Annotated in this window: 10 protein-coding genes; 3 read left to right on the top strand and 7 right to left on the bottom strand. The window is 55.9% G+C overall.

Annotation, left to right across the window (positions count from 1 at the left end; translation table 11 throughout):
• The coding region (locus RBB63_RS12505) for a hypothetical protein (RefSeq protein ID WP_309384707.1) at positions 1 to 694 on the bottom strand (694 nt) is incomplete at its 3' end.
• Between the two features lie 130 nt (positions 695 to 824).
• Between RBB63_RS12505 and RBB63_RS12500 the strand changes: the two genes are divergently transcribed.
• From RBB63_RS12500 to RBB63_RS12490, 3 genes are all read left to right on the top strand, one after another.
• On the top strand, positions 825 to 1,592 hold the full coding sequence (locus RBB63_RS12500; protein ID WP_309384705.1) for a class I SAM-dependent methyltransferase: 768 nt from the start codon (positions 825 to 827) through the stop codon (positions 1,590 to 1,592).
• A gap of 128 nt (positions 1,593 to 1,720) precedes the next feature.
• On the top strand, positions 1,721 to 2,482 hold the full coding sequence (locus RBB63_RS12495) for a hypothetical protein (RefSeq protein ID WP_309384703.1): 762 nt from the start codon (positions 1,721 to 1,723) through the stop codon (positions 2,480 to 2,482).
• A gap of 12 nt (positions 2,483 to 2,494) precedes the next feature.
• Entirely contained in the window at positions 2,495 to 2,965 is a 471-nt protein-coding gene (locus RBB63_RS12490; RefSeq protein WP_343219131.1) for a nucleoside deaminase, read from the top strand.
• A gap of 24 nt (positions 2,966 to 2,989) precedes the next feature.
• On the opposite strand, the gene RBB63_RS12485 is transcribed toward RBB63_RS12490, so the two are convergent.
• The 6 genes from RBB63_RS12485 to RBB63_RS12460 all read right to left on the bottom strand — a co-directional run bounded on the left by RBB63_RS12485 (position 2,990) and on the right by RBB63_RS12460 (position 11,606).
• Positions 2,990 to 3,751 carry a hypothetical protein gene (locus RBB63_RS12485; protein ID WP_309384699.1) on the bottom strand — a complete coding sequence of 254 codons (762 nt, stop codon included), beginning with the start codon at positions 3,749 to 3,751 and terminating at the stop codon, positions 2,990 to 2,992.
• Between the two features lie 19 nt (positions 3,752 to 3,770).
• Complete coding sequence (locus RBB63_RS12480) at positions 3,771 to 6,491, bottom strand: hypothetical protein (RefSeq protein WP_309384697.1); 2,721 nt, start codon at positions 6,489 to 6,491, stop codon at positions 3,771 to 3,773.
• Positions 6,492 to 6,601: 110 nt separating this feature from the next.
• Positions 6,602 to 8,533 (bottom strand): glycoside hydrolase family 17 protein, encoded by a 1,932-nt coding sequence (locus RBB63_RS12475; protein ID WP_309384694.1) that lies wholly within the window; start codon positions 8,531 to 8,533, stop codon positions 6,602 to 6,604.
• A 91-nt stretch (positions 8,534 to 8,624) separates the two neighbouring features.
• Entirely contained in the window at positions 8,625 to 10,103 is a 1,479-nt protein-coding gene (locus tag RBB63_RS12470) for an efflux transporter outer membrane subunit (protein ID WP_309384692.1), read from the bottom strand.
• A gap of 6 nt (positions 10,104 to 10,109) precedes the next feature.
• Positions 10,110 to 11,237 carry an HlyD family secretion protein gene (locus RBB63_RS12465; RefSeq protein WP_309384690.1) on the bottom strand — a complete coding sequence of 376 codons (1,128 nt, stop codon included), beginning with the start codon at positions 11,235 to 11,237 and terminating at the stop codon, positions 10,110 to 10,112.
• A gap of 9 nt (positions 11,238 to 11,246) precedes the next feature.
• A complete protein-coding gene (locus RBB63_RS12460) occupies positions 11,247 to 11,606 on the bottom strand; it encodes a DUF3302 domain-containing protein (RefSeq protein WP_309384688.1) in 360 nt (119 codons plus the stop codon).
• Positions 11,607 to 11,611: the final 5 nt, after the last annotated feature.

Genomic DNA, 11,611 nt, shown 5'->3' with positions numbered 1-11,611 from the left:
GCTCCACGTAGATAAAAGCGTTGTTCGTGATCGTGTTGCTCAGCTTCGGCGTCGTGACGCTATACTCGTCTTCGCCCTGGATACGCAGCAACGTCTCGCCGTCGTTCGTCACATTGCTCAGCGTACCATTGGTTACCACCACTCTGCCGCTGTCGCTCGTGCTCAGGCTGCCACCGTCGACGATCCCGTATTCCACAATCGTTTCGCTGCCTCCGCCACTTGAGGCAAGCATGCCGCCGGTGTTGTCCAGGATCCCATCGCCATAAAGCGACGCAATCCCGCCGTTGCTCGACTGGAGCGTGCCGCTGTTGACCCAACCGTCCTGGAAAGACAGGTAAAGCCCCTCGCTGCTAACGTTCGCATCGATCAGTCCGTCGTTGATCAGCGCCTGCCCTTCACTGCCCCCAATGCTGCCATAGCCAGATAAGGTATCACCGAAATCAATAATCAAGCTACTGACATCAACATAATCGCCAGAAAGCGTCACGAAGGCGCCGACTCCAGTGTCTCCGTCGATGGTGACGTTGAACTGATCGGTGGCGTCATTCTGCGGCACAACGCCGCCTGACCAGTTTCCTGGCGTTGACCAAGCATCGTCAACGGCGCCAATCCAACTAACATCAAATACAGTTGCATCGCCAATGATTGGCAGCGTGAATAGAATAGAGAGGCTAATGCGAGTAGAGGCGTTCACGACTCCTGAATTACTAGAGAGTGGGCATGTGCGGCAATGAAATTTTGTATTAAAAAACCCTCGATTATCGCAGTCGAGTGACAAAATTCGCAGGCTTTACACATAGGATCATTTTCGCCTTGATGACTTTATGCCCGACATTCCACTTCAGATACACAGCTTGGCTGGCAAAAAGGCGCTCAGTATCGTGCGCGCTGCAGATTATGCGCACGCAGGAGACACCGAAGCGATCGACATTGTCTTCAAAAAGCTACCCCGCAATCCCGAAACCAAGGTGCTCGACATAGGGAGCGGCCTGGGTGCGACGGCAGACTATATCCGCCGACAAGGCTGGGGCCAAGTGACCGGCATCGACAGCAACCACGCATCCGTCGCCTACGCCAACGAACAATACCGGCGCTGCAACTTCATCCACACTGACGTGGTTGATTCCTCACTCGTCCTGAAGCCTGAATATGACCTGCTTGTCAGCTTCAGCGCATTCTATCTCTTTGATGACCAAAGAGCTGCATTAAAAACGCTAGCACAAGTGGCCACACACGAATCCCGCCTGGCCATTTTTGATTTCGTAGATCGCGGCAGCTACGCCTACAGCCCAATTAAGGAAAACGGCAAACCCTTCCTGCCCAATCCATTGCATCTCGATAAGATTGAACGTCTATTGGCCGAAAGCGGTTGGCGGCTTTTCACCATCGAGCCCCTACATCCGCATTTTGCCGACTGGTATGGTCAACTAGTCCAAAAAATCGAGGCGAACGAAACGGCGATCAAGGAGGCCACGCCAGAAGGGTTTTACGAGCACATTCTCACGATCTATCGACAGCTTTACGACGCCATCGCCTCCAACAAACTGGGCGGCGCCATCGTGCGCGCAGTCCATGGCAAAGCGCAGTATTGACCAAGTCCAGAGGGCCAGCGCTTTGCAGCGTACACGTTGCAAAGCATTTGGTTTATTATAATGGAATTCACTTAAACAAGTGAGTAAAGTTGGTGTCCAACCAACAAACACTCCCATTTTTTAATTTCATGAAAGCCGCTACCTACAGCTTACTGATTTTTCTAGGCGCACTCACCTCCCTCAATGCCCTGACCCGCACTCTCACAAACCAAGACGGAGACTCACTCGAAGCGGAGCTGATCGATCTGAAAGACAAAAATGGCGAGGAAACACTCACCATCATTCGCACGTCTGATAAGCGTAAGTTCGACCTTGCACTGAACACGCTCAGCTTCGACGACCAGCGCGAAATACGCAAGTGGTGGCAGCAGCAACAAGCGGAGAAAGAAGTGCTGAAACCCTCGGTAGAACTGGAATTTAACTTCAAGCAAAACCGTAAGCGCGAATCCTTGAACAACTACGCCTACAGCGACGACGATGTCTACTTCTTCACACCAACCATCGAAATCACCAACGATGACCTTTACCAAGGATATACGGACAACACAGTGCGCATCATCTGTTTTGCCCGGCACACCTACTACAAACGATCACTGCAAGTAACCTCAGTTGCTGAAATAGAGGTCAATTTCCCCAAAAAACAAACCACGGTGGTTTCGGGCGCAAAATACTCATTTGAAAATTATGAGGCCGATTTTTCAGACTATGAATTCGGCTGGGAATATGCGGGCTACATTGTCATTGTGAAAAACTCCAGAGGCGAAATCACCCACATCGATTCCAGCGACGTTAAATACGAGCGCGCCCTCGACACCGTGCTGAAGATGAAGCACGAAGATTACTACAGTGACGACCTTCAGCGAAAACTCTCCAATTACTCCAGCTACTGACCACAAAGCATGATGCCCAAACCAGTCATCGATTACCAACCTTTCCTCCAAGCCGCTATCGATGAAGCCAGGCAAGGCTTGGCTGAAGACGGCATTCCCATCGGATCAGTCCTCGTCCAAGTAACCGAGGACGGCCCCAAAATCGTTGGTCGCGGCCACAACCAACGCATCCAGAAAGGAAGCGCCATCCTCCACGGCGAAATGGACGCTCTGGAAAACGCTGGCCGCCTGTCCGCCAAAGATTATCAAAGCTGTTTCATCGTCACCACCCTCTCCCCCTGCCCGATGTGCACCGGCGCGATCTTACTCTATAAGATTCCGAAGGTTGTCATTGGCGAGAATGAGACCTTCATGGGCGCTGAGGAAACCCTCCGCCAAAACGGCGTAGAGCTCGTCCACCTCAACAGCGAAGCATGCAAACAGATGATGCGCGACTTCATCGCCGCCAAGCCCGAGCTCTGGAACGAGGATATTGGCGTGTAGTTTGCAAGGGCTCCAGGGAGCGCCTTACTCTGCCTCTTCAGGCAAGGATTCAAAAGGAACAAACTGCACGCGGACGAAAAACGGCGCGCCGGACTCTTTGAAGACTTCGGTGACGATGTCCGTAACGCCGCCTGGGCGGGTTTCGGTAGCGGTGAGTAGAGTCGTGGCGCCGGTTGTCAGGTCGAGGCGCTCAATGATGGCCTGGTAACCGTTTGTGTCCTGCAGGCGGCTAAACTCGATGTCGTAACCGCCCTCGCCATTGGGCACGATCAGCAAGGCGTCGTCGATGGTTTCGCGCTGCAGTGGATCAAAGCCCAGCAGGTATTCGGCGAAGTTGGGAAACGGATCGCCCTCCAGATTGGCGTCGAGGGTTTTATCCAACGCGGATCGCGCGGACAAGCGCTCCTGGGTCCAGACTAGAAACGGGTCGACTGGCTCGCTGCTCGGCGCAGCGGCAATGTTTGCGGAGCTGTCGGAGTCGGTCGCAGTGGGCGCCGCGATTGCAGTCGTAGCGCCAACGAGTTCAAAACTGAGTTCGACCGCGCTGTCGTCGAGGAAAGGTCCCCACTTGACCGCAGGCGTCTCCTCGTCGAATACCCCGCCTGCCGAAATATTGAACACGACCTGACCACTGCTCAAACTTTGCGTTACAAAGTAAGGTGGGGCAATGCCCGCTGGCGGCGTGAAAGTGTAAGTATACTGCGCGCCAGAAAGCGTTTCCGCCGAGGCGCTGTTAACCACTAAAGCGGAGACAAGGATGAGAAAATTACGGAAGTGATGTTTCATCGAAAAGATTCAGCTGAAGTTAGTAAACCGGCACGACGTTAATGCTGTAACTGACGGCGCTGTGCGTGCCAGCGATGAATGGGTCTAACGTAAATGACGTCCCCAATCCGGTGATGTTTACCGTGGTGTTCTCGGGGTTCTGCTCGTCCAGGCAGGTCACGAAACCGCTGGTGTCCGGCCCCGCACAGGAGCCCTCCACGAAGTCGAAAGAGATGTTGATGGACAAGGCGGAGTTGATGACTGCATTGGCGCTCGCCGTGTAGACGCCCACGAAGCCAACAGGCGGCGGCTCATCTTCCGGATCGCCCATCGCGATGATCAACGAACGACTTTCGGCGGCGTTAAAGCTCAGCGTCATGTGGTTGCTGGTGACCGTAGCGTAGCCGAGCAGGTTGTAGGATATCGCGCCATCCGGCGAAGCCCAGCCAATCGACCACACCCCTCCGCCCGCAGGGAACAGCAGCATCTGAATCGGCTCATCGCAGCCGCCAAAAGCGAATGCGCCAAACTCCAGGTTGGCGCTGTTGCCGTTAGGCGTAGCCGTAAAACCAACTTCGCCAATCGCGTTGGCAGTAACCGTCGCGGTGTTGGTTCCCGTCTTCGTGACCGAGCCAATACTCTCGCCGGACACTTGCTCGAAAGTCGTATCTGGCGGCGTGCCAGGGTTGTTGATATCCACCATGGTCAGGGTGACTTGCTCGCCCACTTCGTAGCAGTCCTTTTCCGGCGATACCTGCAGCTCGAACGCGGAGCCGCTTGTGATGCAGAACCCTTCGGGATCAGCGCCGCCGACAGGCACACAAATAGGCGCACGGGCCGTCGCGGTGATCGTAACCAATCCTTGCGGTGCGGGATCCGGAGCGGTCCACACAGCGCGTGAAATGCCATCACCCAACGAGGTGATGTTTGAAAGCGTTCCTTCGGTGGCGTCCCAGACGTAGGAAACAGTCGATAAGTCCGCTAAATCCCTGGCTGTGGCAGTGATCGTGTATTGCTCGCCCGGCGTGTAATGGTTTGGGGGACACCCCTCCATGGACACACTCGCCGGAATCGCCGTGATCTGCACGACGTCGGAACTCTCCAAACGACCTGGCGGAAACGCCGTGCTACCCGAGGCGCTTCCCTGAATGTAGACATTAACCGTGCCCAAATCCTTGGGCTGGTAATAGTTGTTGGTGATGGTCAAAACCGGCTGCCCAACCTGAATCATTTCACCATAGGGGTAGGCCAGCGGCACATTCCACGTCTCTGACGGAATCTCCTTGGTCGCTTCCTTGTTCTGATAGTTTTTAATAATTTCGTCTCGCGTAAAGTCGCGCCCGGTCTCGTAAGTTTCCACGGTCTTGTTGACCATTGCGGTACGCACGCCGGTGTCGTAAGTCTTCTTCACAACATCGGCCGATTTGAATGCTTTGACACCGTCCGCCGCCGCGCCACCAGCGCCAATCGCGGTCAGCACGACATCAGTCGCCGCGCCATCGATGCTCCAGCCCTTGCTCGAAACGATGGCGAATGCAGTCCACTGACCTTGCTTGTCACACTCGTCCTGCAGGTATTGGCGGATGGGAAATGTCGCCTCGATCTTACCCTGCGCCGGGTAGGTGTTGGCGATCGATTCGTAGTCAACGCGCATACCGGTGATGGTCACGCTAATGGGCGCCGTGGCGACCTTGCCCGGGGCGCCAGCTAAACCAAGCACCGCCAGCTTGGCTCCAGTTTCAGAACTGAAAATTTCGGAGCCGAGCACATACTCTGCGGCGTATTGCTCACGCATGAGTTTGCTGAGTTCGGCATCGTTGTTTGGGCTGGGGTCGTAGGCGCGCGGCGTCTTCCTAACGCTTTTCGCTGTGCGCGCGGCAGCGCCGCCATCGGCCGAAAACTCCGCCAAATACTCATCAATGAACCCTTCAACACCGCTTTGCGTAATGAGCGAATCCACCTGCGCACGCAGGCTTTCGACCAGCGGATCATCACCCGCGAGAATGTCGGTGTCCAACTCAACCAGGCCACCGGGGAAATTGGGATCGAGCAAGTAACGCATGGCGGCAATCTGAGCTTTTTCCGCTTCGTTGGCGAAGGGGCCGAACTCCTTGGCTCCCCCCGTGAAATAGTCCGAAAAATCGACTTCGTTGCGCGCCTCTAGCCGTGCCGCCAGCGTACTGGCCTTGGAGCGTAATTGAGTGATTCCAAAAGTCGCCGCTGGCAAGGCCTTAATCGTCACCTGCCCGGTCAATATGCTGTTAGCCTCGGTTGGCTGAGCGCCCTGCGGATAGAGCGTAAAGCTGACTAATCCACCCTGCATCGGCGTGATCGGATGCGGCGGGATGGCCAGCGAGTAGCCGGCATCCGTCACCATGATCGTTGCAGGCATCACCACTTCGTCGATGCCGGGTATCTGATAAAATGCAGCGTAGCCAGCGGGCTCCAAGGTCAGGCCGTAAAGCTCGACCGACGTTGCCGCCGCTGGGTTCAACGTCTCCAACGCCACGAAATCCGGCCCACTCACCGGATTGGGCACATAGTAGTCGGTGGAGCCGTCCACAATGGTCCGGTAACGCTCACCGTGCTTCCAGATATTGACCGCCTGTAGGGCTGGTTCACTGGTGGAGCCTTCCTGCGCCACGTAGGCCGCGAGTTCAGCGGCGGTGATGTGGTTGTCCGCATTGGCATCCGCAGGATGCGACGCGCGCGACACATGGGCACAGACCACAATTAGTGTGAGCAGATAAACAAATCGCATACAAATGTAAGTAGTAGAATCTGAGAACTAAAACCCGCAATCATAGGGCATTAATCCTCGGATGTCCATCCAACGATACGCAAGAATGAGCTTGGTTTAGCTTCAGGGCGTTAATCCGCCAGGGAAACCCTCAACCGGTAATGATCACTACCGCTCTCACGGCCTTCCAGCGAAATGATAACCGTCTGGACCTCGCCATCGCCGACCACCGGCGAATCGACGTCTTCCCAATACTCGCCATCGACCGCATACTGCACTTGGTAAATATAGCCCACTTGGGTCACAAAGCGGTATTCCAGCACAACATCCAACTCCTGCGTAATCGGCAAGCTACGCGGATCGTTGGGGTCGGAGCCGAAGTTGACCTCTTTTAAGTCGTCAAAGAGATCATTGTCGCTGTCCTGACTAACTGGGCTGGTCCCCAGGCGATGCTCCTGGCTTTCGGTCAGGCCATCGTTGTCAAAGTCATCGTCCGGCTGCACATCAGCGAAACCAGCAATGGCGTCATTCGAATGGAAGTTAATGATTTGCGCTTCGAAATTATCCGTGAGCCCGTCGCCATCGGAGTCGAGTGTTTGGGCCGGGATGAACGGCGAACAGTAGTCGGTCTTTTGCGCGTAAGTTTGCGGATAAGTCCACACGTCATAGGTCGACGGATCGTAGGGGTTGCTGGGCGCCCGGCGTGCGCTCTGGCTGGCAATCGCTACCCCCCAATAGTTCTCGGCGCCGTCGGTGGGATGTGCGAGGTCTTTCCACGGTTCATCAAAAGCCTCGAAGAAGAAGCACAACACCTTTTGCTCGGCAATCGCGCTCAGTGCACCCTTATAACTCAAGCTTGAATCACCACAATAATACTGCGCCGCGTGCGTGTTGCTGAAGAGATTGTTGGGGTCGCTGGCCGCTGTTTCAGACGGGTAGCCATGCTCGCCAACGACAACGGTCAACCCACTTTGGGCCGTGCCGCTAAGCCAGGTTTGAAACGCCTGAATGTTCGCAATGACTTGATCGCTGACCGACTTGGCGGGGTTCGACGTGCTCAGGCCGCTGGGGCTTGCCTGGTTCGTGCCAGCCACGCTCGTAAACTGCAGTCCATAGGTGTTGAACACAATAAACGTCTCGATTTCCGGCAACACGTTGGACTGCATGCTCTGCCAGTTTCCCAAACTGTTCGTGCAAGTCGTGATCGGCAATTCGGCCACCGTCAGCCCGTAAGCGGTGCGGCGGTCCTTGGCGAACTTCACCATATGCTGAACCTGCGTGGCGGTCATGCCGCCCGTCGACAACACTTCGTTGCCGATAATCAGAGCGTCGACATAAGTGCGGTTCTGACCTGAAAGTGTACTGACGGCATAGCTGCCAGTGCTTGAAGTTGGTTGCGACAGTTGTAGGCGGTCGTTTGCAATAGCGGCAATCGCCAACTCCACATCCCAGTGAGCGCTCGTGTAGGTGGTGTAACCGCCGGGGAGGCTCAGGCCACTCGTGGTGACAGACATCGTTTTCACCGAGCCGTTCACGCGGTATTTGATGTCGACCGTCGCTGGCACGCCAGTGGGCGAACTAGCCAAGGTGCCACTGCTCACATTCGCCGTGGCAAAGACGTTCATCCCCCGCGCCGTCGCCATGGGAATGACCCACTTAGTTCCGGCGGTGATGAACGACCAGTTGTCGAATGGATTATTCAGCGTGCCCAGAGCGGTCGTCGCCGTCGTGCTGGTTGGGCTGCTGACGATGGAATTCCAACCCTCAATGTATTGCTGCAAGCCTTGGTCATACTGCGTGACCGGGGCCCAGATCGCGTGCGCATAGGTTTTCACCTGATTGACGCCAAGGGACTGGATGTGCCCAAGCTCACCGTCGATGTCCCCCAGGGTGTATTCGCCAAACTGCTTGATCGCATTGCTCTGGCCACTAGGCGTGCTGGGATACTCCACCGGGAAGGCTCCAAAGGCGGCGCCGTTGTATTGTTTGAGTTCGGCCGGAGTCGGGTCCAGCGCGAGCAGGCCCAAAGGAGCCAGCGCAGCAGTGAGGAGGAAACGCGTCATAAGCAATGTGGGGAACTAAGACCAGACACTCTACTGCCCCAGTTTATTCCCGACAATCCGAAAGATGTCACGATCGCCAGGCGTTACAACTCTACTGCACGTTAACCGAGTCTTCGATGATTTCCGTTTCTTCGGGTGGCTGCCAACCTCCCCCCATCGCCTTATAAAGGGCGACGATGTTACGTAGCGAATCAGTTTGCGAGCTGACCAAGCGGTTCTCCTGATCGTAGAGAGCGCGCTGCATGTCGAGGACGTTGTTGAAGTCCGTGAGACCGTTTTCGTACTGCGTGGTCACGAGCTCCACTGCGTTGCTGGTGGCCTTAGTCGCGTCCGTCAAATGCTGATGCCGGATGCGGAATTCGTTGAATCCAGTGATCGCGTTTTCGACTTCTTCCAGCGCCACGAGGACCGTCTGCCGATAGTTGAGCACCGCTTGTTTCGCCTGCTCATCCTTGATTTCGATGTGATCCAGCGTGCGCCCAGCGGTAAAGATATTCCAATGGATGGGCGCCGCCACGGTCCAGATTAAGCTGGAGGAATCAAACAGAGAACTGGCCGAACTTGACTCCAGACCAATCGAGCCCTTGAGCGCGAAGCGCGGGTAAAGATCGGCCTCGGCAACACCAATCATCGCCGTCGCCGCAGCAGCCTCACGCTCGGCGCGGCGAATGTCCGGGCGCTGTCGCATGAGGTCGGCAGGCACACCAGAGGCGACATCCATGACCGGCGCGGGCAAGGTCGCGGTGTCGGCGATTTCTCCCTGCAACGACCCCGCGTCTTTCGCACAAAGCACGGCCAACCGATTGTATGCTTCGTTCATGTGCAGACGAAAGAGCGGCACTGCCGCCTGAGTCGAGTAGAGGTTCGACTTCGCCTGCTCGATATCCAACGCGGAAGTCAGCCCATCGCGGAAACGCTCCTCAGTCAAATCCAGCGCCTTTTGCTGGACCTCGATATTGCTCTCAGCCTTCGCAATGTGCGCTTGGTAGGAACGGATTTCAATGTAGGTCAACGCCACTTCGGCATAGAGCGACACCAGAGCGTCACGGTAAGTTTCGATGGATGATTCGTAGCGCGCGCTTTCCGCCTCCACCTCGCGTTTATTACGCCCAAAAACGTCGATTTCCCACGCCGCATCGAGACCAAAGATCATCATGCTCTGCCCCTTGAATCCACCGGGCGGCGCAATCTGGCGAAAAGCGCCATTGTCACTGATTTTTGTGGTGGAAGGTCGCGCGAAGGCGCTGACCTCGGGCAAATTCTGCGCACCAGCATAGGCCAATCGCGCCCGTGCCTCGCGCACGCTGCCCAACGCGGCTTGCAAAGTGAGGTTGGACTCGTGCGCTTCTTCGATCAGTTGGTTGAGCACCGGGTCATTGAAAATCGTCCACCAGTCCTTAAGCGGCGCCGCAGGCTCATTGGGCGGCTCGCTTTGAATAGGATTGCTCCAGGATTCTGGCGTCGCGATGTCAGCCTTTTTGTAGTCCGGGCCGACGATGCACCCGCCCAGCAAAGCGGAGAACAGGAACAACCCAACGCGGTTGCGCAGCTTTGGCGTCATGCGTTTCATCCGGCCTTAAAATGGGTTGAACAGGTAGTTCAAGTAGCTCTCGGAGCGGATTTCAATCTGCCGCAGAACGACCAAAATATCCGCCGCTTCCTTCGAGTGAACCGCCACCAACGAAGCCGCGCCAAAGCGCATGGGATACTTCGGATTTTCCTCGGTGAGCTTCAGGCGGATCGCAAACTCCATGCTCGGGTGATTGACGCCTTGTTGCAGAACGCCGCTCGGAATGCCCTGCGCGCCATAAGACGCCCAGCCAATGCTCACCACCTCGGCTTCGAAGACTTCACCCGGATACATTTCAAAGGCAATCTCGGCCTTGTCCCCCTCGCGCACGTGCTGCATGCCGCGTTGATCGAAGCCGCCAACGATCCAGTATTCCTCTTCGTTGACAAAGGGCATCACCGGCTGCTTCAGGCGAATAAACGAACCCGGGTAAAGCTGCATGTTCGGCACGTAACCGTCAGCCGGCGCGCGGATGACCGTGTGGTCCAGGTTGTATTTGGCGGTAGCCAACTTCGCTTCCACGTCAGCCACCTGCGCATGCACGCCGTCCAGCTTGGCGTCGTAGGCAATTTGAGCCGCGCGCAAAGACGCCTGGTTGACCTTCAGTTGGGCCTCGGAGTTGCGGACGCTCTGTTGCTGTTGTTGGATGCGGATCGTCGCAACTGCGTTTTTCTGGTTGGCAGCGGTGAGCTCGGTCAGTTTTTCCTGGTCGAGCGCGAGCTGGGCCTGCGCCTGCTCCACGCGAGCTTGCGCCTCCTCGACCTGCGCTTCCATGGTCGACACCTGCGATTGCGCCAAGACGAGCTGGGCTTCGTATTCGCGCACGCGATCAGCCCAGTTTTCCGAATCCATTTTAAAGAGAGGGTCGCCCTTCTTCACGCGTTGGTTTGCCTGAACGTATACTTCGTCCACCATGCCGCCATACTCCGGCGCCATTTGCACCACATAAGCCTGCGTAAAAGCATATTTGCTGTAAGGCGTAAACTGGCCAAGCATCAGCACCTCGGTCAACGCCGCCGCGCAATAAAGCGCGCAAACGACAAATTTAAAAAACAGATTCCACGGCAGCAGCTTGTAATCAATAAAGATCAGTCGCACGAGGAAGTAATAGGCAATGGTCAGTAATAGCTCCATGTCGTAGCCTTATTTGCTCTCTTTCGGCGCTTTGGTGGATTCGACCTTGGCCTGATCCGCTTCCTTGTGGTGCTTCCGATGCTTTTCCAGAAACTCCGGCAAAGGCTTGGGCGGCTTTTCTTCCTTTACCGGCTCTTCGCGGTATATCTTGCCGATGACGGCATTGGAATAAGCCCACATCAGTGCAAACATCCAGAGCGGAAAGGCAATTAAGCCCAACAGCGAAGTCACCTCGATTGCCTTGGCCTGCGGGTGCCCACGCTCCTCCGCAACTTTACCTGGGTAACAGTGAATTTTGACGATCCCCAACACGATCACAATGACCGCAAAGAAGATCAACCCCAATGAAATGATATCGAGCTTGTCCATGAATA

Origin of the sequence: Cerasicoccus frondis (assembly GCA_031296915.1) — a bacterium.
Taxonomy (GTDB): Bacteria; Verrucomicrobiota; Verrucomicrobiia; order Opitutales; family Cerasicoccaceae; genus Cerasicoccus; species Cerasicoccus frondis.
Note: the sequence above shows the minus strand (reverse complement) of the source record. Positions and strands in the feature narration are given on the sequence as shown.

Coding starts and splice junctions, on each gene's coding strand:
- RBB63_RS12500 (WP_309384705.1), top strand. CDS start 825: ATGCCCGACATTCCACTTCAGATACACAGCTTGGCTGGCAAAAAGGCG.
- RBB63_RS12495 (WP_309384703.1), top strand. CDS start 1,721: ATGAAAGCCGCTACCTACAGCTTACTGATTTTTCTAGGCGCACTCACC.
- RBB63_RS12490 (WP_343219131.1), top strand. CDS start 2,495: ATGCCCAAACCAGTCATCGATTACCAACCTTTCCTCCAAGCCGCTATC.
- RBB63_RS12485 (WP_309384699.1), bottom strand. CDS start 3,751: ATGAAACATCACTTCCGTAATTTTCTCATCCTTGTCTCCGCTTTAGTG.
- RBB63_RS12480 (WP_309384697.1), bottom strand. CDS start 6,491: ATGCGATTTGTTTATCTGCTCACACTAATTGTGGTCTGTGCCCATGTG.
- RBB63_RS12475 (WP_309384694.1), bottom strand. CDS start 8,533: ATGACGCGTTTCCTCCTCACTGCTGCGCTGGCTCCTTTGGGCCTGCTC.
- RBB63_RS12470 (WP_309384692.1), bottom strand. CDS start 10,103: ATGAAACGCATGACGCCAAAGCTGCGCAACCGCGTTGGGTTGTTCCTG.
- RBB63_RS12465 (WP_309384690.1), bottom strand. CDS start 11,237: ATGGAGCTATTACTGACCATTGCCTATTACTTCCTCGTGCGACTGATC.
- RBB63_RS12460 (WP_309384688.1), bottom strand. CDS start 11,606: ATGGACAAGCTCGATATCATTTCATTGGGGTTGATCTTCTTTGCGGTC.